This is a genomic window from Kitasatospora hibisci (assembly GCF_043950205.1).
Classification (GTDB): domain Bacteria; phylum Actinomycetota; class Actinomycetes; order Streptomycetales; family Streptomycetaceae; genus Kitasatospora; species Kitasatospora hibisci.
In genome coordinates, this window is the sequence record NZ_CP171642.1 from 5,143,449 (window position 1) to 5,165,499 (window position 22,051).

The 22,051-nt window shown below is 74.3% G+C and carries 18 protein-coding genes; 11 read left to right on the forward strand and 7 right to left on the reverse strand.

Features of this window, described 5'->3' with window-relative positions:
* Positions 1-29 precede the first annotated feature (29 nt).
* The 3 genes from ACF9IK_RS22580 to ACF9IK_RS22590 all read right to left on the reverse strand — a co-directional run bounded on the left by ACF9IK_RS22580 (position 30) and on the right by ACF9IK_RS22590 (position 2,891).
* Positions 30-1,331 carry a coenzyme F420-0:L-glutamate ligase gene (locus ACF9IK_RS22580; protein ID WP_395295948.1) on the reverse strand — a complete coding sequence of 434 codons (1,302 nt, stop codon included), beginning with the start codon at positions 1,329-1,331 and terminating at the stop codon, positions 30-32.
* Complete coding sequence (gene cofD / locus ACF9IK_RS22585) at positions 1,328-2,287, reverse strand: 2-phospho-L-lactate transferase (RefSeq protein WP_395295949.1); 960 nt, start codon at positions 2,285-2,287, stop codon at positions 1,328-1,330. Before cofD ends, ACF9IK_RS22580 begins: the two co-directional genes overlap by 4 nt.
* 67 nt (positions 2,288-2,354) lie before the next feature.
* Entirely contained in the window at positions 2,355-2,891 is a 537-nt protein-coding gene (locus ACF9IK_RS22590) for a cysteine dioxygenase (protein ID WP_395298654.1), read from the reverse strand.
* A gap of 728 nt (positions 2,892-3,619) precedes the next feature.
* Here ACF9IK_RS22590 and ACF9IK_RS22595 point away from each other — a divergent pair.
* The 3 genes from ACF9IK_RS22595 to ACF9IK_RS22605 all read left to right on the forward strand — a co-directional run bounded on the left by ACF9IK_RS22595 (position 3,620) and on the right by ACF9IK_RS22605 (position 9,781).
* On the forward strand, positions 3,620-3,892 hold the full coding sequence (locus ACF9IK_RS22595) for a WhiB family transcriptional regulator (protein ID WP_238862849.1): 273 nt from the start codon (positions 3,620-3,622) through the stop codon (positions 3,890-3,892).
* Between the two features lie 249 nt (positions 3,893-4,141).
* Entirely contained in the window at positions 4,142-8,002 is a 3,861-nt protein-coding gene (locus ACF9IK_RS22600) for a glycosyltransferase (RefSeq protein ID WP_395295950.1), read from the forward strand.
* 6 nt (positions 8,003-8,008) lie between these two features.
* Positions 8,009-9,781, forward strand: a complete 1,773-nt coding sequence (locus ACF9IK_RS22605; RefSeq protein ID WP_395295951.1) for a DUF5719 family protein — start codon at positions 8,009-8,011, stop codon at positions 9,779-9,781.
* A gap of 96 nt (positions 9,782-9,877) precedes the next feature.
* On the opposite strand, the gene ACF9IK_RS22610 is transcribed toward ACF9IK_RS22605, so the two are convergent.
* The gene (locus tag ACF9IK_RS22610) at positions 9,878-10,330 is read right to left on the reverse strand and encodes a metallopeptidase family protein (RefSeq protein ID WP_395295952.1); all 453 of its coding nucleotides are present in this window, start codon (positions 10,328-10,330) and stop codon (positions 9,878-9,880) included.
* Positions 10,331-10,492: 162 nt separating this feature from the next.
* On the opposite strand from ACF9IK_RS22610, the gene ACF9IK_RS22615 reads away from it, so the two are divergent.
* The 6 genes from ACF9IK_RS22615 (at position 10,493) to ahcY (ending at position 16,961) form a co-directional block, all read left to right on the forward strand.
* Positions 10,493-10,858, forward strand: a complete 366-nt coding sequence (locus tag ACF9IK_RS22615) for a DUF3499 domain-containing protein (RefSeq protein ID WP_395295953.1) — start codon at positions 10,493-10,495, stop codon at positions 10,856-10,858.
* A gap of 152 nt (positions 10,859-11,010) precedes the next feature.
* On the forward strand, positions 11,011-12,396 hold the full coding sequence (locus ACF9IK_RS22620) for a phosphomannomutase/phosphoglucomutase (RefSeq protein WP_395295954.1): 1,386 nt from the start codon (positions 11,011-11,013) through the stop codon (positions 12,394-12,396).
* 103 nt (positions 12,397-12,499) lie between these two features.
* Entirely contained in the window at positions 12,500-12,682 is a 183-nt protein-coding gene (locus ACF9IK_RS22625; protein ID WP_395295955.1) for a Trm112 family protein, read from the forward strand.
* Positions 12,683-12,755: 73 nt separating this feature from the next.
* Complete coding sequence (locus ACF9IK_RS22630) at positions 12,756-14,063, forward strand: SIS domain-containing protein (protein ID WP_395295956.1); 1,308 nt, start codon at positions 12,756-12,758, stop codon at positions 14,061-14,063.
* Between the two features lie 174 nt (positions 14,064-14,237).
* Complete coding sequence (locus ACF9IK_RS22635; RefSeq protein WP_395295957.1) at positions 14,238-15,212, forward strand: cation diffusion facilitator family transporter; 975 nt, start codon at positions 14,238-14,240, stop codon at positions 15,210-15,212.
* Between the two features lie 300 nt (positions 15,213-15,512).
* Positions 15,513-16,961: an adenosylhomocysteinase gene (ahcY, locus tag ACF9IK_RS22640; protein ID WP_395295958.1), complete on the forward strand. Its 1,449-nt coding sequence runs from the start codon at positions 15,513-15,515 to the stop codon at positions 16,959-16,961.
* A 161-nt stretch (positions 16,962-17,122) separates the two neighbouring features.
* Here ahcY and ACF9IK_RS22645 read toward each other — a convergent pair whose 3' ends face one another.
* Together ACF9IK_RS22645 and ACF9IK_RS22650 are read right to left on the reverse strand one after the other, a co-directional pair.
* Positions 17,123-18,208 carry a hypothetical protein gene (locus ACF9IK_RS22645; RefSeq protein WP_395295959.1) on the reverse strand — a complete coding sequence of 362 codons (1,086 nt, stop codon included), beginning with the start codon at positions 18,206-18,208 and terminating at the stop codon, positions 17,123-17,125.
* Positions 18,205-18,717, reverse strand: coding sequence for a SigE family RNA polymerase sigma factor (locus ACF9IK_RS22650; protein ID WP_395295960.1), 513 nt, complete (start codon positions 18,715-18,717; stop codon positions 18,205-18,207). The genes ACF9IK_RS22645 and ACF9IK_RS22650 overlap by 4 nt, the downstream gene beginning before the upstream one ends.
* A 118-nt stretch (positions 18,718-18,835) precedes the next feature.
* On the opposite strand from ACF9IK_RS22650, the gene ACF9IK_RS22655 reads away from it, so the two are divergent.
* Positions 18,836-19,471: a hypothetical protein gene (locus ACF9IK_RS22655; protein ID WP_395295961.1), complete on the forward strand. Its 636-nt coding sequence runs from the start codon at positions 18,836-18,838 to the stop codon at positions 19,469-19,471.
* 8 nt (positions 19,472-19,479) lie between these two features.
* Here ACF9IK_RS22655 and ACF9IK_RS22660 read toward each other — a convergent pair whose 3' ends face one another.
* Complete coding sequence (locus ACF9IK_RS22660; protein ID WP_395295962.1) at positions 19,480-20,481, reverse strand: RDD family protein; 1,002 nt, start codon at positions 20,479-20,481, stop codon at positions 19,480-19,482.
* A gap of 315 nt (positions 20,482-20,796) precedes the next feature.
* Between ACF9IK_RS22660 and ACF9IK_RS22665 the strand changes: the two genes are divergently transcribed.
* Positions 20,797-21,801: a stage II sporulation protein M gene (locus tag ACF9IK_RS22665; protein ID WP_395295963.1), complete on the forward strand. Its 1,005-nt coding sequence runs from the start codon at positions 20,797-20,799 to the stop codon at positions 21,799-21,801.
* The last annotated feature ends 250 nt before the right edge of the window (positions 21,802-22,051 follow it).

Below are 22,051 nucleotides of genomic sequence, written 5' to 3' on the forward strand. Positions count from 1 at the left end.
CCGGTCGGGCGGGCCGCCGGCTCGTGCCGCTAACGCACCTCGATGAAGGCGTCCGCGCTGCGCTCGGGGCGCTCGCGGGGCGGTTCGGCCGGACGGCCGACGGCGACGGCGCCCATCGGGTCCCAGGTGGGCGGCAGGTCCAGGGCGGCACGGACGGTGTCGCGGCAGAACATGGTGGAGGAGACCCAGGCCGAGCCGTAGCCCTCACCGGTGAGTGCGACCAGGAAGTTCTCCACGGCCGCGCCGACGGCGATGGTGAACATCTCGCGTTCGGCGGTGGCCCGGCGCGCGTCCGGGTAGTCGTGCGAGCCGTCCGTCACCAGGCAGGGGACGACCAGGTACGGCGCGTCGCGCAGGACGTTCCCGCGCGCGGTGCGGCGGGCGATCCGGGCCTCGTCCCAGCCGTCGAGCTCGCGCAGGTCGCGCTGCCAGGCGGCGAGCATGGCGTCCAGCAGCGCCGTCCGGGTCCCGGCCGACTCCAGCAGGACGAACCGCCAGGGCGTGGTGTGGTGCGGGGCCGGCGCGGTGACCGCGGCGGCGACGGCCCGGCGGACGGCGCCCGGGTCGACCGGCTCCGGGGTGAAGGACCGGATGGTGCGCCGCAGGGTGACGGCCTGCCGCAGTGCCTCGGAGGTGCCGAGCCGGAACATGTCGTCGGCGGCGGGGCGCACGAGCGGCCGGGCGCCGGCGCCGTCGTCGGCCGTGACCAGGTGGCCGAGGCCGCGGACCACGGCGACCGGGGTGCCGGTGGCCTTGCCCTTCACCAGGTCGGCGGCGGCGGCGAGCTCGTCGGCGGTGGCGGTGACGGTGAGGGCCAGCTCGTTGCCGTGGCCGTCGCGGCGGCCCCGGTGGTCCTCCAGCACGTCCAGCCCGGCGGCGCCGATGGCGACGTCGGTGAGGCCGTTGCGCCAGGGCCGGCCGAAGGTGTCGGTGACCACGACGGCGAGCCGGCGCCCGGTCAGCCGGCGGAGTCCGGCGCGCAGCGCGCGGGCCGAGGCGTCCGGGTCCGAGGGGAGCAGCAGGACGGTGCCGGGGGCGGTGTTGGAGGCGTCCACCCCGGCGGCCGCCATGACGAAGCCGCTGCGGTTCTCGACGATCCGGACCGGTCCGCGGCGGGCCACCACCCGGACGGTCTCGGCGTCGATCGCGGCCTCCCGGTCGGCGGCGTGCAGGAGCCGTCCCTCCGCCTTGGAGACGATCTTCGAGGTGACCAGCAGGATGTCGCCGTCCTCGTAGGCGCCGGCCTTGGCGATCAGCTCGGCGAGGTCGGCGCCGGCGTCGACCTCCGGCAGGCCCTCGACCGGGAGGACCTGCAGGGCGGCCGGGTTCACGCCCGTACCTGCTCGGCGAGGGTGAGCGCGGCCCGGGCCATCTCGGCGGTGGCGGCGACGTCGGTCATCAGCAGCGGGACGGCCCGGCAGGCGATCCCGTCGGCCTCGACCGCGGCGACCGCGGCCTCGTCCGCGGTGTCCACCAGCCAGCCGTCCAACAGCTCGGAGCCGTAGTCCAGCGCGACCGCCGCCGCGGTGGCCTCGACGCCGACGGCGGCCAGCACCTTGTCGGCCATGCCGCGCACCGGCGCCCCGCCGATGATCGGGGAGAGGCCGACCACGGGTGCGGGGGCCGCGGTCAGCGCGGCCCGGATGCCGGGGACCGCGAGGATGGTGCCGATCGAGACGACGGGGTTGGACGGCGGGAGGAGGATCACGTCGGCGGCGGCGACCGCCTCCAGCACCCCGGGCGCCGGCTTGGCGGTGTCGGCGCCGACCGGGATGATCGCCTCGGCGTCGACGGCCGCGTGCAGCCGGACCCAGTACTCCTGGAAGTGGACCGCCCGGGTGCCGTTCTCGTCCGTGATCCGCACGTGCGTCTCGACCCGGTCGTCGCTCATCGGCAGCAGCCGCACGCCCGGCTTCCAGCGGACGCAGAGCGCCTCGGTGACCTGGCTGAGGGTGTACCCGGCGGTGAGCATCTGGCTGCGGACGAGGTGGGTGGCGAAGTCGCGGTCGCCGAGGCCGAACCACTCCGGCCCGATGCCGTACTCCTTCATCTCGGCCTTGATCGACCAGGTCTCGTCGGCCCGGCCCCAGCCCTGCTCCTCGTGGATGCCGCCGCCGAGGGTGTACATGAGGGTGTCGAGGTCGGGGCAGACCTTCAGCCCGTAGAGGTGGATGTCGTCACCGGTGTTGCCGATGACGGTGATCTCGTCCTCCGGACCGATGGCCTCCCGGAGTCCGCGCAGGAAACGCGCTCCGCCGATCCCGCCTGCCAGTGCCACGATGCGCATGCGCCCATCCTGCCACGCGGCGACGGGTCGTCAGCCCGACCGCCGACCGGCCGCGCCGGGGCCGTGCTCACCGGGCGTCGGCCTGCTCGGCGGCCTGCTCGGCGGCCTGCTCGGTGGTGTGCTCGGGGACGGCCGGGGCGCCGTACTGGTTCATCTCGGTCAGGCCCGGCGTGTAGAGGTGGATGGAGACCGCGGGCTCCAGCGCGCCGTTGACCACCTCGTGCAGGTAGCCGGATGAGAACACCCTCCGCCCGCCGGGGCGCAGGGTGCGCACGCCCTCGCCCGCGCCGGTGAGCGAACGCTCGACCAGCTCGCCCTGGACGACCGTCATCACGCCCGAGGAGGCGCCGTGGTCGTGGAAACCGCTGCTCTGGCCGGGCAGCCAGCTGAGCAGCCAGACCTCGTAGCCGGGCCCGGTCTCCAGCCGGGCGTACCAGCGGGTGAGGGCGTCGTAGCGGACCAGCGGCTCCCAGCGGGCCCGGTCGGCGGCGATCTCGCGGACCAGCCGGGCGTATCCGGCGACGGTGGTGGGGTGGCCCGGCAGGTCGGTGCGGGCCAGGTGCGGGAAAGCGAGCGGGTCGCCGGCGATGGAGACGTCGCTCAGGCCGTCGGCCCAGGGCAGCGCGGCGCGGGCGGGAGCGGCGGCGGGTGCGAGGCCGTGGCGGGCGGGCTTGTTGCGGTCGCGGTTGCGCTTGCGGATGCGGATGCGGGTCGTTCGCACGGGAGTCGTCCTCGGATATACGGCTGGTTCGTCGGGGGATCAGCCGGATCCGGGATGTCCTGGGGCGGGAATCGCGGGCGGCCTCTGTGCTTCCTGGGCGGCGCGCGGTGGGACGCGGGCGCCTAGATACAGCAGGAACAGAGGCGACAACAGGAGTTCATGGCACGGCGGAGCGCGGAACCGCTCCGGGGGCTGGCGAACTCTGACATGGGGGAAAGGAGACCGCACCCGAGGGGCCGGTGTCAACTTCGGAGCCGGGGCAATCGGGTCTTATAGGGCACGAACCACACGATGGGGTGATAAATCACCCTCTATGTTTCGATGAGAAGATCGCCGGGAAGGCAGGCCGATGACCGGCCTGTGATGGTGACTGCGTGTCACTCGGCGGGTGGTTACGAATGGTTCGAAGCGATCCGGTCGGAAAGTCCGATGTGTCCGGATATGTACACTATTCGTAACGGCTTGGTGCCGAGGAGTGAATCCTGGCCCCAATACCAGAGCTCGGCTTGACTGGGCCAGAGTGACGCAACTGTAATTTCACTCGTGTCGTCGGCCGCACGAGGCAACGGCAACCACGGGGACGCCAAATAGGGGCAGAGGAGGCGCGCCACATGAGCGAGCTCTTTGAGCTGTTGATCGGTGACGGCATCGAGGAGGACGAAGAGGAACTCGGTTGGCAGGAGCGCGCGCTGTGCGCCCAGACCGACCCCGAGTCCTTCTTCCCGGAGAAGGGCGGCTCCACCCGCGAGGCCAAGAAGGTCTGCCTCGCCTGTGAGGTCCGCTCCGAGTGCCTGGAGTACGCCCTCGCCAACGACGAGCGGTTCGGCATCTGGGGCGGCCTCTCCGAGCGCGAGCGCCGCCGGCTCAAGAAGAGCGCGGTCTGACCGGGTCGGCCCCTGACCCGACCGGCCCTGCCGACCCTTCGACAACCGCAGAGCAGTTACGGGCGCCTCACCGCAGCGGTGGGGCGCTTTCGTGTTCCCCGGGCCCGTCGCGGCCCGCCCCGCGAGCTCGTGTCCACAGCCTCTCCACGGCACCGCGGACGAAGGCGCCATCCGGAGCCGTTAGTGTGGTGCGCCATCCGGTTGCCGTTCACCGGCTGTGTCCACCGAGAACTGGGGCCCGCGCACTCGATGACCGTCTACAGCCACCAGAGCGGCTTCACCGCTGCCAGGCCACCCGCCTACCCGCGTCACCTGGTCACCGCCGTGATCGTCTCGCACGACGGCGCCCGCTGGCTGCCGCAGGCCCTGGCCGGCCTGCTCGGCCAGGACCGCCAGGTCCAGCGGGTGCTCGCCGTCGACACCGGCTCCACGGACAACTCCCCGCAGCTGCTCGCCGACACCCTCGCCGACTGGCTGCCCGAGAGCGGTCCGACCGTCCTGAGCCGCCGGGCCGGCTTCGGCACCGCCGTCGCCGAGGCCGTCTTCAACAGCCCTCCGCTGCGCCCGGAGGACCTCTCCTACCGGCTCGACCCCTCCGGGTACGACCCGGTCACCGGCGGCTGGGACGACTTCGGCGACCCGCTCGGCCACGAGGACGACCTCGGCCGCGGCGGCCCCCGCGAGACCCAGCCCGTCGAGTGGCTCTGGCTGCTCCACGACGACTGCGAGCCGCAGACCGACGCCCTGCGCCGCCTGCTCCAGGTCGCCGACTCAACCCCCAGCGCCGCCGTGGTCGGCCCCAAGCTGCGCAGCTGGTACGACCGCCGCCAGCTGCTGGAGGTCGGCGTCACGATCGCCCGCTCCGGCCGCCGGTGGACCGGCCTCGACCGCCGCGAGCAGGACCAGGGCCAGCACGACCAGGTCCGCCCGGTGCTCGCCGTCTCCAGCGCCGGCATGCTGGTGCGCCGAGACGTCTTCGAGGAGCTCGGCGGCTTCGACCGGGCGCTGCCCCTGATGCGCGACGACGCCGACTTCTGCTGGCGGGTCAACGCCGCCGGCCACCGCGTGGTGATCGCCCCCGACGCGGTGCTGCGGCACGCCGAGGCGGCCAGCCGCGAACGCCGCGCCATCGACTGCGCCGCCTCCCACCCGCACCGGGTGGACAAGGCCGGCGCCGTCTACACCCTGCTCGCCAACTCCAAGGGCGTGCTGTTCCCCTATGTCCTGCTCCGGCTGGTGCTCGGCACCCTGCTCCGGGTCGTCACCAACCTCCTCGGCAAGGACCCGAAGCAGGCCTTCGACGAGCTCGCCGGCCTCGGCCACGAGCTGGTCCGGCTGCCCCGCCTGCTGGCCGCCCGTAAACGCCGCTCCCGGACCAGGGCCGCCGACGCGCTGGACGACCGCACGCTCTTCCCGGCGCCCGGCGCCACTGCACGGCTCGCCGTCGAAGGCGTCATCAGCTCGCTCGGCATAGGAGGCAGCGACGACGCCGGCGCCGGACGGCACGGCTCGGTCGAGGCCGGACCGGGAGACGAGGACGCCGAGGACCTGGTCGTCGAGCAGTTCGCGCTGATCAAGAAGCTGGCCCGGCGCCCGGCCCCGGTGCTGTTCGCCGCCCTGCTGGTCTTCGCCCTGGTCGCCTGCCGGAGCCTGCTCGGCAGCGGCGAGCTCTTCGGAGGCGCGCTGCTGCCCGCCACCGGCGGTGCCGGCGGCCTCTGGTCGATGTACGCGGATGCCTGGCACCCCGTCGGCACCGGCTCCACCGCCGCCGCCCCGCCCTACCTCGGCGTGCTGGCGGTGCTCTCCTGGATCCTGTTCGACCACGCGGACCTCGCGGTCACGCTGCTGGTCGTCCTCTCGGTGCCGCTCGCCGCCGTCAGCGCCTACCTGGTCTCCCGGCCGCTGATCGACTCCAAGCTGGTCCGCGCCTGGGCCGCCGCCGCGTACGCGCTGCTGCCCGCCGCCACCGGCGCGCTCGCCCAGGGCCGGATCGGCACCGCCGTCCTCGCCGTGCTGCTTCCGCCGCTGGCCCGCGCCGCCGCGATCACCGCCGGCCTCGGCATCCGCGCCGAGAGCGCGGCCAAGGGCGCCCGGCCCGGCTGGCGACCGGTCTGGATGACCGTCCTGCTGCTCACCCTGGCCACCGCCTTCGTCCCGCTGGCCTGGGCGCTGGCCGTGCCGCTCTGCCTGGCCGCGCTGGTCGCCGCGGTGGTGCGCGGCGGGGCCTTCGGCTCCGGCGGGACCGCGCTGCGCCTGCTCGGGCTGCGCGTCCTGGTGATCCTCGCCGTCCCGGTGCTGGTGCTCGCGCCCTGGTCGCTGCAGGTGCTGACGCACCCCCAGCGGCTGCTGATGGAGGCCGGCCTGCCCGGGCTGCACGGCGGCGGCGCGAGCGCATTGGGCCTGGTCCTGGTCAACCCCGGTGGCGCCGGCGTACCGCCGGTCTGGCTCTCGGCGGGCGTCGTGCTCGCCGCGCTGGCCGCCCTGCTGCGCGCCGACCGCCGCCGCGCGGTGCTGGCGGCCTGGGGCGCGGCCGGCGCCGGCCTGGTCTTCACGGTCCTGGTGGCCGGCCTCTCGGTGACCCCCGCCTCCGGCGGTCCGGCGGTGCCCGCGTGGTCCGGCCCGGCCTCCCTGCTGGCCGGCGTCGCGCTGCTGGCCGCCGCCGCGATCGGCGCGGACGGCGCCAACGCCCGTGTGGCCGGCATCGCCTTCGGCTGGCGCCAGCCGGTCGCCGCGCTCGTGGTGGCCGCCGCCGTGCTGGCCCCGATCGGCACCGGTGTCTGGTGGGCCGTCACCGGCGCCGACGGCCCGCTGCAGCGGGGCCGGTCCGCCCAGGTGCCCGCCTTCATCGCGGAGGAGGCCGGCACCACCGACCGCTCCCGCACCCTGGCCGTCACCGGCGACCCCAAGGGCGGTTCGGTCCGCTACACGCTGGTGCGCGGCGCCGGGCTGACGCTCGGCCAGGCCGAGTCCACCGTGGACCCGGCCACCGGTACCACCGAGGGCCTGAACAAGGTCGTCGGCAGCCTGCTGGCCGGCTCCGGCGCCGACCAGGCCGGCGCCCTGGCCGGCTACGGCATCGCCTACGTGCTGGTGGACCAGCCGGCGATCGCCGCGTTCAAGGACGTCCTGGACACCACCCCCGGCCTGGTCAAGGCCAACCAGGACGGCGGCGCCGCGCTCTGGCAGGTCACCGGCACCCCGGCGACCCGCGCCATGGTCACCTCCCCCGGCGCCACGCCCGTGGTGGTCCCGGCCGGCGAGCGCGACATCGACACCGCCGTCCCGGCCGGCCCGGACGGCCGGGTGCTGCGCCTCGCCGAGGTCGCCGCCCCCGAGTGGAAGGCCACCCTGGACGGCACCGCGCTGGAGCCGGTCACCGTCGACGGCTGGGCACAGGGCTTCAAACTCCCCGCCGGGGCCGGCCGCCTGGTCGTCACCCGGGAGGGCAGCCTGGCGCACGCCGGCTGGATCTGGGCCCAGGTGCTGCTCGGCCTCACCGTCCTGGTGCTGGCCCTGCCCGGCCGCCGCAGCCACAAGGACGACGACCTGCCGGAGGAGGTGGTCGCCGCCGCCGCGCTGGCGGCCGCCGCCCAGGCGCAGGCGCCCGCCCCGGGAAGCCGCCGGGCCCGCCGGATGGCCGAGCGCGAGGGCGGCGAGCCCGGCGACGGCGACGGCGGGGTGTACGAGGGGGCGCCGGGCGCGATCCCGCAGCAGCCCGCCGGCGCGCCGCCGGTCGAGCCGGTCCACGCGGCCGCGGCCGCCCAGGAGGCCGAGCCGTACGCCGATCCCTACCAGGCGTACCAGCAGGGCGACCCGTACAGCTACGAGTACGACCCCTACGCCCAGCAGCCGGCCGCCGCGCCGTACGGCGGCGGCCAGGGCTACGACGCCGGCCAGGGCTACCAGCCGGAGGGCTACCCGCAGGGCGGACAGCCCGGCTACGAGCAGTACCCGCAGGACGCGCAGTACGGCTACGCCCCCTACCCGCAGGACGGGGCGCAGCCGTGGGTACCGGGGCAGCCGCAGGGCGAGACCCACTACGACCCCAATGACCCGGACAACACCAACGGGCCGGGCCGGTACCCGCACCACCACGGATCGGGGAGCTGACCCGCGATGAAGAAGCCCGCGTTCAAGAAGCGGTCGAAGGCCGCCGACGAGCCCCTGGGCCCGGCCGACGACACCTTCGGCGGCGCCGAGGGGACGGACGGTCCCGGGGCGTACGGGAGCACCGGTGCCGCGGACCCCGGTTCCCGGGGCGGCTCCTTCGGGGGCGGCTCCGGGGGGACGAAGACCACCCAGTCGCTGCTGGCCGCCGCCGCCGTGCTCGCCGTGGTGTTCGGCATCGCCGAGCTGCGCCCGCCGGCCGCCCCGGCCGGCGCCGACCAGGGCGCCGCGGCCTCGGCGCAGGTCGAGCGGACGGCCGTGGTCTGCCCGCAGCCGCTCCAGAGCCTGACCGGCTCCACCAGCCTCACCGCGTACACCCCGCCCGGCGGTGCCGCCGGCGAGGGCGCGGCGGCCGGGGCCGGCTGGATCTCCGACGCGGCCGCCCCGGCCACCCCGCCGTCGGCCGCACCCTCGGCCGCGCCGTCCTCCGCTCCGCCGTCCTCCGCTCCGCCGTCGTCGGCTCCCGCGCCGACCGCCACCGGCAAGCCCGCCGCCGACAAGGACGCCGCGCCCGCCGATGCCCGGCTGACCCTGGCCAAGCCCGGTACCCCGGTGGTCGCCCCCGCGGCCAACGGCGACACCGCCCCCGGCACCGGGGCCGTCGCCACCGGCGCGTTCGCCCCCGGCTTCACCGTCACCCAGACCACCACCGTCACCGAGCAGCGCGGCCTGGGGCTCTCCGGCATCACCTGCACCCCGGCCGGCACCAGCTTCTGGTTCGCCGGCGCCAGCACCGCAGAGAACCGCACCGACTACGTCAGCCTGGTCAATCCCGAGGCGACCGCCGCCGTCGTCGACATCAAGCTGTACGGCGACAAGGGCCTGATCGAGAACGACGCCGCCAACGGCATCACCGTGGCCCCCGGCAGCTCGCAGTCGATCCTGCTGCCGACCATCAGCAAGGGCCAGGTCGCCGACCTCGCCGTGCACGTGGTCGCCCGCAGCGGCCGGGTCGGCGCCGCGCTGCACGCCGCCGACGGCAACAAGGGCGCCGACTGGGTGCCCGCCTCCGCCGAACCGGCGCCCACCCAGGTGATGCCCGGCCTGCCCGCCGACACCGCCGGCGCCCGTCTGGTGGTCTGGGCGCCGCCGGAGGACGACGCCGACCTGAAGATCCAGCTCTCCGGCAAGAACGGCTGGTTCACCCCGGCCGGCAACGAGTCGATCCACGTCAAGGCCGGCATGGTGGCCTCGGTCGACCTCGGCAAGGTCACCCGCGACGAGGTGGCCGGCCTGCGGGTGTCGCCCAGTGACGACAAGCACCCCACCCCGGTCGTGGCCGGCCTCCGGGTCGACCGCGCCGCCCAGAACGGCAAGTCGGACGCCGCCTGGCTCGCCGGCACCGTTCCGGTCGGCGCCCGGGCCACCGTGGCCGACAACCGCGGCGGCGGCGCCTCGACGCTCTTCCTGACCTCCACCGGCGAGGCCGCCACCGTCCGGGTCACCGCCTCGGCGGGCAGCGGCGGCGGCACCCCCGCCACCAAGGAGGTCCAGCTGCCGGCGGGCGGCACGGTCGCCCTCCCGGCGCCCGAGCCGGCCGGTCTGAAGGACACCTTCGCGCTCACCGTGGAGACCGTCTCCGGCGGCCCGGTCGCGGCCGCCCGGATGCTCGCGATCACCACCAAGGACGTTCCGATGTTCACCGTCCAGTCGCTGCGCGACGACCGCAGCACCGTCAAGGTGCCGCAGGCCGCCCAGGATCCGGGCATCGTCCTGCGCTGACCGCGCGCCGACGCCGAGGGGCGGCACCCAGGACCACCGGGTGCCGCCCCTCGGGCGTACGCGCGGACGCGCCGCCCGCGCCGCGCCGGTCCTCGGTCAGTCCTCGTCGTAGCGGGGGTCGATGGCGTCCGGCGACAGCCCCAGCAGCTCCGCCACCTGCTCGATCAGGATCTCGTGCACCAGCGCCGCGCGGTCCTCGCGTGACTTCGCCCGGATCTCCACCGGCCGCCGGTACACCACGATCTGGCTCTTCCGCCCCTGGCGCCCGGGTGACACCCGGCCCAGCGGCACGCCGCCGTCCCCGTCCGGGCCGTCCGCCTCGTGCAGCGGAACCTCCTGGACGGCGAACTCCACCTCGATCAGCTGCGGCCAGCGCCGCTCCAGCCGTTCCACCGACTCGCGCACGTAGTCGTCGAACAACTCGGAGCGGGTGAGCGAGATCGGCACCTGCGGAGGCGCCAGCGGGCCGCGCAGACCCCTGCCGTGCCGGTCGCGGTGCCGGGGGCGGCGCGAAGGTCCCGTCGATGACTGCGGTGCAGAGCTGTCCATATCACTGCCGAGGGTAGTCCTTGGACGGTCGGAAGTGGACCACTCCGGAGGGGAATCGCCCGGGGCGGAGGGCGCACGGACGGCGCGCGGAGCGCGACACGGCACACCCTCCGGACAGGCGGTCTTCGCTCCCCGGCGAGGAGTGCTGTACCGTCCACCCTCGTGAGCTCTGTACGTCGTTGTTCGCGGACCGCGTGCGGCCGGCCGGCCGTCGCGACGCTGACGTACGTCTACGCGGACTCCACCGCCGTCCTCGGCCCGCTCGCGACCTACGCCGAGCCGCACTGCTACGACCTCTGCGCCGAGCACGCCGAGCGCCTCACCGCGCCGCGCGGCTGGGAGGTGGTCCGGCTCGCCGCCGAAGCCGGCCCGCTGCGCAGAAGCAGCGACGACCTCGAAGCGCTCGCCAACGCCGTCCGCGAGGCCGCGCGCCCGCAGACGCCCCGTCAGGGCCGTTCCCCCGAGGGCGAGTCCACCGAGGCGGGTCGCCGCGGACACCTGCGGGTGCTGCGCTCGCCCGACAACTGACCCGGACCCCGTTCCCCACCCCGAACCGGCCGATCTCCGCCTGCCGGTACGCTGCCCACCTGTCCGGGTGCCGAGCGGTGCCGTCCGCGGACGTATCGTGACCATGGGCGACCAGCCCGCCGATTCAGCCAGAGAACCAGGGTGGAGCCGCAGTGCGCGACCTCAAGCAGCTCGTGAAGGCGTACGACGTACGAGGCGTGGTCCCGGACCAGTGGGACGAGAGCCTCGCGCGCGCCTTCGGCGCCGCGTTCACGCAGGTCACCGGAGCGACCGCGATCGTGGTCGGCCACGACATGCGGCCCACTTCGCCGTCGCTCAGCCGGTCCTTCGCCGAGGGCGCGGCCGCCTACGGCGCCGACGTGGTCGAGATCGGCCTCTGCTCGACCGACCAGCTCTACTACGCCAGCGGCAAGCTCGACCTGCCCGGCGCGATGTTCACCGCCAGCCACAACCCGGCGCAGTACAACGGCATCAAGCTCTGCCGGGCCGGCGCCGCCCCGGTCGGCCAGGACACCGGCCTGGCCGAGATCCGCGAGCTGGTCGAGTCGTGGACCGCGGAGGACGACACCGTCACCGTCCCGGCGAGGGACGTCAAGCCCGGCGCCCTCTCCACCGAGGAGACCCTGCGCGGCTACGCGGACCACCTGCTCGGCCTGGTCGACCTCACCGCGATCCGCCCGCTCAAGGTGGCCGTCGACGCCGGCAACGGCATGGGCGGCCACACCGTGCCGACCGTGTTCGACGGCCTGCCGATCGACCTCGTCCCGATGTACTTCGAGCTGGACGGCACCTTCCCCAACCACGAGGCCAACCCGCTCGACCCGAAGAACCTGGTCGACCTGCAGGCCAAGGTCCGCGAGGTCGGCGCCGACATCGGCCTCGCCTTCGACGGCGACGCCGACCGCTGCTTCGTCGTGGACGAGCGTGGCGAGCCGGTCTCCCCGTCCGCGATCACCGCCCTGGTCGCGGCCCGCGAGATCGCCCGCGCCAAGGCCGCCGGCGAGGCCGAGCCGACCATCATCCACAACCTGATCACCTCCTGGACCGTCCCCGAGGTGGTCCGCGAGCTCGGCGGCACCCCGGTCCGCACCCGGGTCGGCCACTCCTTCATCAAGCAGGAGATGGCCGAGACCGACGCCGTCTTCGGCGGCGAGCACTCCGCGCACTACTACTTCCGCGACTTCTGGCGCGCCGACACCGGCATGCTCGCCGCGCTGCACGTGCTGGCCGCGCTCGGCGGGCAGGAGGGCACCCTCTCCGCGCTCACCGCCGAGTACGACCGCTACGCCGCCTCCGGCGAGATCAACAGCACCGTCGCCGACCAGGCCGACCGCGCCGCCGCCGTCCGCGCCGCCTACGCCGGCCTGGAGGGCACCACGGTGGACGAGCTGGACGGCCTCACCGTGGCCGGTCCCGACTGGTGGTTCAACCTGCGGGCCTCCAACACCGAGCCGCTGCTGCGCCTCAACGTCGAGGCCAAGGACCCGGCGAAGATGGCGGAGCTGCGCGACGGCGTCCTCGCCGTCGTCCGCGCCTGACGCACGCCCCCTGTGCCCCGGCCGGTAGGGTTTCCTCTCGGCCGGGGCACCGCCGTGCCACCCCTCCGACACCCCGCCATCCGAGACTGGGAGCCCGAACGCCATGAAGCTCGAATCCTTCCTGCTGGAGATCCTGGTCTGCCCGCAGTGCCGGGCCGCGCTCGTCGAGGGCGGCACCGAGGACCACCCCGAGCTGGTCTGCACCGGCGCGGACTGCGGCCTGGCGTACCCCGTCCGCGACGGCATTCCGGTGCTGCTGGTGGACGAGGCCCGCCGCCCGGCCTGATCCTGGGGGCGGGACGCCTGCACCCCCACCCCGCAGCCCCTCAGCGCCCAGCCAGCAGCCGGAGGCCCGCCGCATGCTCGACGACACCCTGCTCGACGACCCGGCCGCCCTCCAGCGCGCCGACCACGACCGCGCCCTGCTCGCCCTGGCCGGCGCCGGTGCGCGGGTCCGCACCGCGCTGCGCCTGGCCGGCGCGGCCGGCGTCGACGAGCTGCGCCCCGACGGCCGCCCGCGCGCCGTCCTGGTCGCCGGCCACGGCAGTGCCCTGACCGCCGGTGAGGTGCTCGCCGCGCTGGCCGGCACCGCCAGCCTGGTCACCACGCTGCCCCCGGGCGACGCCGAACCCGTCCCGCGCCCCGACCGGAGCGCCGCACCGGCCGCCTTCACCGCCGGCCTGGCCTGGCAGCTGCCCGGCTGGGCCGGACCGCTCGACCTGCTGGTGATCAGCTCCGCCGACGGCGGCGAGCGGGGCCTGATCGCCCTCGCCGAGCAGGCGTACGCGCGCGGCTGCGCCGTCGTGATCACCGCCCCGGCCGGCAGTCCGCTGGCCGAGGCCGCCCTCCAGGTGCGCGCGCTTCCGCTCCCGTACGTGCCGGCGAATCTTCCCGAGGCCGGCCGACTCCCGGCCGGCCCGGGCACCGAGCCCGACCTGCCGGCCGAGGACCCGGCGGCGCTCTGGGCCCACCTCACCCCGCTGCTGGCGCTCGCCCAGAAGCTCGGCGTCACCCAGCTCCGGTACGACGCCCTGGCCGCCGCCGCCGACCTGCTGGACGCGACCGCCGTCCGCTGCCGCCCGGACGCCGCGGCGTACACCAACCCGGCCAAGGGCCTGGCGGCCCGGCTGGCCGGCACCGTCCCGCTGCTCTGGGCCGAGGGCCCGGTGGCCGGGGCGGCCGCCGGCCGGTTCGCGGCCCAGCTCGCCGACCGGGCCGGTCGCCCGGCGTTGTCCGGGCTGCTGCCGCAGGTGCTCGTCGCGCACCGCGGCATGTTCACCGGCCAGCTCGGCGCCGGCGCCGACCCGGACGACTTCTTCCGCGACCGGGTCGAGGAGCCGGACCCGCTGCACCTGCAGGTGCTGTTGCTGCGGCACGTCCCGGAGGCTGGCGGTGCCGGTGGGGCAGGGGGCGCCGGCGGTGCCGTCGGGGCGGCGGGACGTGACGACGACGGTGGGGAGGGCACCGGCCCGGCCGAGGTGCCCGCCGACGACGAGGGCCCGCGCAGCTTCGGCGCGAGCCGGGCCCACCGGCTGGCCGCGGCCCACGACGTCCGGCTCACCGAGTACGCCAGCGCCCGGTCCGAGCCGCTGCACGCGCTGACCGACCTCGTCGCGCTGACCGACTTCGCCGCCGTCTACCTCGGGCTCGCGGCGGCGCAGTCCTGATCGCGGTCCGGCACGCCGGGTACCGTATGCGCTCGACAGGACCCGGCGGGCCCGACGGGCTCGGCGGCGACGCCGTGATGCGGCGACCGTCCTGCCACAGACCGGCCGAGTTCGACCGAACGCGACCGAGACGAGCGCGGGCTGCACGCCCCCGGCGGAGGGACCATCCCGAGCATGAGCACCGAAGGCGGTACCAAGGCCCTGGTGGCGGCCCTGTCCGCGAACCTGGGCATCGCGGTCGGCAAGTTCGTGGCCTTCGCGTTCTCCGGGTCCTCCTCGATGCTGGCCGAGGGCGTCCACTCGCTGGCCGACTCCGGCAACCAGGTGCTGCTGCTCGTCGGCGGCAAGCGTTCTCAGCGGCGGGCCACCCCCGAGCACCCCTTCGGATACGGGCGCGAGCGCTACGTCTACGCCTTCCTGGTCTCGATCGTGCTGTTCAGCGTCGGCGGCATGTTCGCCGTCTACGAGGGCTACGAGAAGATCGTTCACCCGCACGAGCTGGAGAACTGGTACTGGCCGGTCGGCGTGCTGGTCTTCGCGGTGCTGCTGGAGGGCTGGTCCTTCTTCACCGCCTTCCGCGAGGCGGTCAAGGACAAGGCCGGGCACGGCTGGCCGGCCTACATCCGCCGGGCCAAGGCGCCGGAGCTGCCGGTCGTCCTGCTGGAGGACTCCGGCGCGCTGATCGGCCTGGTGCTGGCGCTGTTCGGTGTCGGCCTGACCGTGATCACCGGTGACGGCGTCTGGGACGGCATCGGCACGATCTCGATCGGCGTCCTGCTGATCGCCATCGCGCTCGTGCTGGCCGTGGAGACCAAGTCGCTGCTGGTCGGCGAGTCCGCCCACCAGGAGGTGGTGGCCGAGATCCGCGACGCGCTGGTCGACCACGACACCGTCACCCGGGTGATCCACATGCGCACCATGCACCTCGGCCCGGAGGAGCTGCTGGTCGCCGCCAAGATCGCGGTCAACGCCGAGGACACCGCCGCCCAGGTCGCGGAGGCCATCGACGCCGCCGAGGTACGGGTGCGCCGGGTCGTCCCGATCGCCCGCGTCATCTACCTGGAGCCGGACGTCTACAGCGCCGAGAAGGAGGCCGCGGGCGAGGACCCGTTCGCCACCCCCGGCGGCCCCCCGCCCGGCGCGCACTGAGCCGAGCCCGGCCGAAAACGGCCGACGCGAGGCCGACTCAAGGGCCGCCGGTGTAGATTCGTCCCCAGAGCCAGAACGTCGCTGCTGATGGCGGTCGATCGGTGGCCCGCCCCCCACCGGGGGCGTGCACCGATTGAGGGAGAGAGGTCCTCCGACGGTTTGTGCTGAGCAGCAGGGCACCGGTGCATCGCGTTCCGTTCCGGTGGCCCCGGCGTTGCCGCGCACCCGTGCGGCCCCGCCCTGCCGCGACGCACCCGAGGACCTTGGCCGTGCCCCACCCCATCCGCGAGGAGCAGACGCATGTCGACCGACATCACCGGTGACTTCAAGGTCGCCGACCTTTCCCTGGCCCCGTTCGGCCGCAAGGAGATCCAGCTCGCCGAGCACGAGATGCCCGGCCTGATGGCGATCCGCGCCGAGTACGCGGAGTCCCAGCCGCTGGCCGGCGCCCGCATCACCGGCTCGCTGCACATGACCGTGCAGACCGCCGTGCTGATCGAGACCCTGACGGCCCTCGGTGCCGAGGTCCGCTGGTGCTCCTGCAACATCTTCTCCACCCAGGACCACGCCGCCGCCGCCATCGCCGTCGGCCCGAACGGCACCCCGGAGAACCCGCAGGGCGTGCCGGTCTTCGCCTGGAAGGGCGAGACCCTGGAGGAGTACTGGTGGTGCACCGAGCAGGCGCTCACCTGGCCGAACGGCCAGACCCCGAACATGATCCTGGACGACGGCGGTGACGCCACCCTGCTGATCCACAAGGGCGTCGAGTTCGAGAAGGCCGGTGCCGCGCCGGACCCGGCCACCGCGGACAACGACGAGTTCCGGATCATCCTGGAGCTGCTCAACCGCACCCTGACCGAGACCCCGAACAAGTGGACCGAGGTCGCCGCCACCATCAAGGGCGTGACCGAGGAGACCACCACCGGTGTCCACCGCCTGTACGAGATGCACCGCGACGGCAAGCTGCTGTTCCCGGCGATCAACGTCAACGACTCGGTCACCAAGTCGAAGTTCGACAACAAGTACGGCTGCCGCCACTCGCTGATCGACGGCATCAACCGCGCCACGGACGTCCTGATCGGCGGCAAGGTCGCGGTCGTCTGCGGCTACGGCGACGTCGGCAAGGGCTGCGCCGAGTCGCTGCGCGGCCAGGGTGCCCGCGTCATCGTCACCGAGATCGACCCGATCTGCGCGCTCCAGGCGGCGATGGACGGTTACCAGGTCGCCACCCTGGACGACGTCGTCGAGACGGCCGACATCTTCATCACCACCACCGGCAACAAGGACATCATCCTGGCCTCCCACATGGCGCGGATGAAGCACCAGGCCATCGTCGGCAACATCGGCCACTTCGACAACGAGATCGACATGGCAGGCCTCGCGAAGCTCCCGGGCGTCGTGAAGACCGAGGTCAAGCCGCAGGTCCACGAGTGGCGCAAGGCCGACGGCCGCACCGTCATCGTGCTCTCCGAGGGCCGCCTGCTGAACCTGGGCAACGCGACCGGGCACCCGTCGTTCGTGATGTCCAACTCCTTCGCCAACCAGACGATCGCGCAGATCGAGCTGTTCACGAAGACCGCGCAGTACCCGATCGGCGTCTACGTGCTCCCGAAGCACCTGGACGAGAAGGTCGCCCGCCTGCACCTCGACGCGCTGGGCGTGAAGCTGACCACCCTGACCCAGGAGCAGGCCGACTACATCGGCGTCCCGGTCGAGGGCCCGTACAAGCCGGAGCAGTACCGCTACTGATCCGGACGCGTCGGTCCGGACGCGCTGGTCCGGACGCGCTGGTCCGGACGCGCTGGTCCGGACGCGCTGGTCCGGACGCGCTGATCGAACGCCGGTGGCCGGCACCCTGCTCGGGGTGCCGGCCACCGGCGCGTCCGGGCCCGTGCGGTCCGGCCGTCGGTTCAGTTCAGGACGTCGGTGGTCCAGGCGCTCTCGTCCGCACCCGGCACCTGGGTGCGGGCGAGCAGGCCCTCCAGACCGCCGATCTGCTCCAACGACGGCGCGATGCCCGCGCCCGCGGCCACGCAGACCCGTACCTGCTTCTCCTCCCGGCAGGCCGGCGGGTGCGGGTCGGTGTAGGGCGAGCCGTCCGTCCCGGTGGCGGAGGGGCTGGGCCCGGGGCCGATCGGCTCCATGGTCACCGAGACGTTCCTGCCCTCGAACTGGAACATCAGCCACAGCTGCCAGGGGAGCGAGCCGTCCCCCGTGGACGGCTTCGAGAGCGACACGTCCGTCGCCTCGAACACCTCCGGCAGCGGCGCGAACCGCACCGGCAGCGGGACGTTCCACTTCCCGTACTCGGCCCCGGCCGCCACGCGCAGCAGCACGTCGTCGGCGAGGTCCTTCGGCAGACCGCCGTAGGCACGGATCTGCGCCCACCGGCCCGACGGGGTCTGCCAGCGCAGCAGGCGGTCCCCTTGGCCCCGGGCCCCGGCCTGCTGGTCCACCAGCCAGAAGGCCGGCTGCCCGTTGACGGCGGCCGTCGGGACCTTCTCCCGCTCCTCGCCCGGGCCCTGCTCGATCGCCGGCTCGGGGCCGGCCGGGAAGAGGCTGAGGATCATGCGCGGAGCGGACTCGCCCCTGCCGCGGGCTTCGGTGAAGGTGCCGTGGTAGCCCGTCTCGTAGCCGACACCGCTGTTGCCGCCGACCCAGTCCGGCAGCCAGCCGAACCGGACCTCGGTGGTGAGCGGGTCCACCCCCGAGCGGGTCGGTGCGGGGCTCGGCGACGCGGTCGAGGGCACGGTCACGGGCGGTGCGACCGCGGGCGCGGCAGGAGCGGTGCTGCCGGCCGGGGCGAACAGCAGCGTGCCGCCCACCACCAGGGCGGTCGCGGCGGCCACGGCCCCGATCGCCGTCCGCCGGCGGCGGCGCAGCAGGGCCTGGCCCCGGACCATCGCCCGGGCGGGGTCGTAGCCGGCCACCGGGGCGGGCTGGTCCGCCAGCGCGACCAACTGCTCGGCCAGGTCGGGGTGCTCGTTTCCGGTCATGGCGTCCTCTCTGCGGCGAGGGGGCGGACGGTGAGGGTGCGGCGGAGGGTGTCCAGCCCCCGCGAGGTCTGGCTCTTGACGTTGCCCGAGGAGCAGCCCATCGCCTCGGCGGCCTGGTCGACCGTCAGATCGCAGTAGTAGCGCAGCACCACGGTGGCGCGCTGCCGCGGCGGCAGCGCGGCCAGCGCCTGCCGGAGGTCGAGCGACGCGTCGAGATCGACGGCCGCGGCCTCGGCGTCCGGGGCGCCCCAGCCCCGGCTGGTCCGCCGCCACCACGGCGAGCGCTGCTCGGCGAGGAAGGTGTTCACCAGCACCGTGCGGGCGTAGCCGTCCAGGTTCTCCACCCGGCCGGCCCTCGCCCAGTTCACGTACAGCTTGGTGATGGCCTCCTGGACCAGGTCGTCGGCCCGATGCCAGTCCCCGCACAGCAGATAGGCGACCTTCCGCAGCCAGCCGCTCCTCGAAGCCACGTACTCGGTGAACTCCGTGTCGCGTGCCTGCTTCGCCATCCCCGCCCCCCTTCCTCCCGAACCAGCGGCGCCGTTGCGCGCCGTCCTCCCTCTAATGCGGCCGGCCGCCCCGACGTTGCATGCCGATCGCCGGAGATCGTCGACGTAGGCTTCGGGCATGCCCAACGGCCGGTACTCGCTTCACGACACCCATGACCACGTACTGCTCGGCGAGGAGCGCTTCAGCTGCGCGCCCGGCGCGGCCGGCTGGCGGTACGTCTCCAAGACGTACGGGCCGGAGGGACTGGTGCTCGGCACGTGCGACCTGACGCTGGACTCGCGGGCCCGACCGCTGCGGATGGAGCTGCGCGCCGGCGGCTGGCAGGTCCGCGGCGGCGCAGTGGACGGTGTGGCCTGGGTACGCACCGCCGCGACCGACCCGACCGGGGAGGACGCGGTGGAGGGGCACGACCGCGCCCACGGCTTCGCGGGCCGATCCCCCGGTTTTCTGGTCGCCACGGCGCGGCTGCTGCGGCTGCGGGAAGGCGCGAGCGCCCGGGTGCGCCTGGTCGCGTTCACGGAGCCGGTGCTCGCTCCGCGCACGTTCGACCAGGGCTGGCTGCTGGAGGGCGTGGACACCCACGAGACGGACACCGGCCCGCTGCTGGTCGAGAGGTACCAGGTGGCGGACCTGGAGACGGGCGAGCAGCAGGTGGTGCACCTGGCCGGTGACGTGGTGCTGGCCGCGGCCGGGGTGGAGCTGGAGGAGCTGGAGTCGCCGCCGAACGCCTGGCCGGCGGAGTTCGGCGGATAGCGCGGGGCTCAGGCGGGCGGCACGAAGCCGGTGCCGGCGGCCGGGCCGGTGGTCTGGCCGGACGTCTGACCGGTGGCCGGCTGGGGGGCGGGCGCGGACGGTGCGGCGGGGGCCGGCGCGGTGGCGGGGGCCGGGGTCTGCACCGGGGCCTGGGGTATCGAGGGCATCTCGGGCATCGGGGGCATCTGCGGCGTCGGGCCCGCCTGGGCCTGGGGGCGGGCCTGAGCCTGGGCCTGCTGGAACGCCTGACTCTGGGCCCGGGTCCACTCGCGGCGCTGCCGCTCGGTCAGCACCGCGCCGAGGTATGCCGCCGGGTGCAGCCCGTACGGGACCGGGTGGCCGGTCCGGGCGGCCAGGTCGTCGGCGAGCCGGGCCGACATCTGGTGCGCGACCGCCGGGTCCAGCTGGCCCACCCGGCCGAGCAGTTGCCGGATCGCAAGCCAGAGCGGCTCCGGTACGGCGGAGAGGTCCAACGCGACCAGCTCGCCGCCGATGGCCTGCAGCAGCTGAGGGTGCACCGGCGGAAGCGCGGCCGCGGCACCGCCGCCGCCCGGGACGCGCTCACGGACCACCAGCGTGCCGGCGAAGACGTCGCCCAGCCGTCGGCCGTCCGCCGAAACCGCGGAGCAGATGGCCGCCGGCACACCGCTCAGCACGATGATCTCGAAGAAGCCCACCAGGGCGCGGACCAGTGCGTGCCGGAACCGTACCGGCCCGCCGTCGGTGCGCACCACGCGCAGACCGAGGGCCGCCTTCCCGAGCGAGCGCCCGCGCGTGAAGGTCTCGACCATGATGGGCACCGCGACCATGAAGAAGACGGTCAGCCCGATCATGAGGGCGGCTAGGGCCGCCGGGTCGAGGTCGACGAGGGCGACGCTGAGCGTCAGGGTGCACACCAGCAGTGCGGCGAGCTCGACGGTCAGGTCCAGCCCGATCGCCAGGGCACGACTCGGAAGCTTCGCCGTGCGCAGGCCGAGGACGACCGCCTCACCCGTCACCAGGTTGCTCAAGACACCCGTCCGTTCCCGTCGGTGGTTCGTGGTCCGCTGGTCGTGGGCCCCCTGGTCGTGGGCCCGCGGTGCGCAGGTCTCGGTGCGCAGTTCGCGGTTCGCGGCGGAGAGCGTCCGCCGGATCGGCCCCGCGCCCCCGTCACTGCAGTCGTCAACATACGGGGCCCCGCGGCCACTCGGGAAGGGAGGCCCCGGGCGGGACGAACGGACCCGGGAGGTCCCGCCCGCGCCACGCGCCCCGGTGCCCTGGCATGCTGGGCCCACCTGTCCGCACCCGCCTGCCCGCGCGTCCTGCGCCGACCATGGAGCCGCCGAATGGACCTGGACGTCTTCGTCGCCACCCACCAGGGGGAGTGGGCCCGGCTGGACGCCCTCGCCAGGACCCGCCGGCTCACCGGCGAGGAGGCGGACGAGCTGGTCACCCTCTACCAGCGTGTCACCGGCCACCTCGCCAAGGTCCAGGCCGCCGCGCCCGACCCGACACTGGAGGGACGCCTGACCAGCCTGGTCTCCAGGGCCCGGGACGCGGTCACCGGCAGCCGTACCAGCGGCTGGCGCGACGTCGCCCGCTACTACACGGCGAGCTTCCCGGCCGCGCTCTACCTCTCACGCCGCTGGTGGCTGTCGGTCGCCCTCGTCTCGCTGTTCGGCACCGCCCTGATCGCCTGGTGGACGGCGAACCACCCCGAGGTCCGGAACAGTCTGGTCACCCCGGAGGCGCTGCACCAGCTGACCATGCCCGGCGGTGAGTTCGAGGCCTACTACTCGGAGCACCCGGCGAGTTCGTTCGCGGCCCAGGTCTGGACGAACAACGCCTGGATCGCGGTGCAGTGCCTGGTCTTCGGCGTCGCGCTGGGCATCCCCGTCCTCTATGTGCTCTGGACCAACGTCCTCAACCTCGGCGTCGGCATCGGTCTGATGGCCTCCGCCGGCCGGCTCGACGTCTTCCTCGGCCTGCTCATCCCGCACGGCCTGCTCGAACTGACCGCCGTCTTCGTGGCCGGCGGCCTGGGCCTGCGGTTGGGCTGGACCGTCATCGACCCCGGCCCGCGCACCCGCGCGACAGCGCTGGCCGAGCAGGGCCGCTCGATCGTCGGCATGGGAATCGGCCTTGCGACGGTCCTGGCCGTCGCCGGCGTCCTCGAAGCATTCGTGACCCCGTCCGGCCTGCCCACCTGGGCCCGGATCTCGATCGGCGCGCTGGCCGAGGTGGCGTTCCTGCTCTATGCCCTCGTGCGGGGACGGAAGGCCGCGGCGACCGGTGAGACCGGAGACCTCGACGCGGCCGACCGGGCGGACCTGCAGCCGGTCGCGGCCTGAGCCGGTGTGATCAACCAGCCTCTGACCTGCTACTCTTCTCGCATCCCGGCCGAACCATTGACGTGGTAGGGGTGGGCTAGTAGATTTGAACGGTTGGGACAGGTTGGACAACGACCTGGTCCAGGCGTTAGTGTCTACGACACCGCCGAATCGAGGTGAGTGCGCTTCACGAATGCGCGCCCTCCACGTAAGGCAAATCCCGGAACTGAGCACACCGAAAGCTTTGATAAGCTTCGGGGCGAAGTCGAAG

Excerpts from the sequence above, each read along its gene's own strand:
- ACF9IK_RS22630 (WP_395295956.1), top strand. The coding sequence starts at position 12,756 with ATGCTCGACGACACCCTGCTCGACGACCCGGCCGCCCTCCAGCGCGCC.
- ACF9IK_RS22600 (WP_395295950.1), top strand. The coding sequence starts at position 4,142 with ATGACCGTCTACAGCCACCAGAGCGGCTTCACCGCTGCCAGGCCACCC.
- ACF9IK_RS22595 (WP_238862849.1), top strand. The coding sequence starts at position 3,620 with ATGAGCGAGCTCTTTGAGCTGTTGATCGGTGACGGCATCGAGGAGGAC.
- ahcY (WP_395295958.1), top strand. The coding sequence starts at position 15,513 with ATGTCGACCGACATCACCGGTGACTTCAAGGTCGCCGACCTTTCCCTG.
- ACF9IK_RS22645 (WP_395295959.1), bottom strand. The coding sequence starts at position 18,208 with ATGACCGGAAACGAGCACCCCGACCTGGCCGAGCAGTTGGTCGCGCTG.
- ACF9IK_RS22610 (WP_395295952.1), bottom strand. The coding sequence starts at position 10,330 with ATGGACAGCTCTGCACCGCAGTCATCGACGGGACCTTCGCGCCGCCCC.
- ACF9IK_RS22665 (WP_395295963.1), top strand. The coding sequence starts at position 20,797 with ATGGACCTGGACGTCTTCGTCGCCACCCACCAGGGGGAGTGGGCCCGG.
- cofD (WP_395295949.1), bottom strand. The coding sequence starts at position 2,287 with ATGCGCATCGTGGCACTGGCAGGCGGGATCGGCGGAGCGCGTTTCCTG.
- ACF9IK_RS22655 (WP_395295961.1), top strand. The coding sequence starts at position 18,836 with ATGCCCAACGGCCGGTACTCGCTTCACGACACCCATGACCACGTACTG.
- ACF9IK_RS22625 (WP_395295955.1), top strand. The coding sequence starts at position 12,500 with ATGAAGCTCGAATCCTTCCTGCTGGAGATCCTGGTCTGCCCGCAGTGC.
- ACF9IK_RS22650 (WP_395295960.1), bottom strand. The coding sequence starts at position 18,717 with ATGGCGAAGCAGGCACGCGACACGGAGTTCACCGAGTACGTGGCTTCG.
- ACF9IK_RS22635 (WP_395295957.1), top strand. The coding sequence starts at position 14,238 with ATGAGCACCGAAGGCGGTACCAAGGCCCTGGTGGCGGCCCTGTCCGCG.
- ACF9IK_RS22605 (WP_395295951.1), top strand. The coding sequence starts at position 8,009 with ATGAAGAAGCCCGCGTTCAAGAAGCGGTCGAAGGCCGCCGACGAGCCC.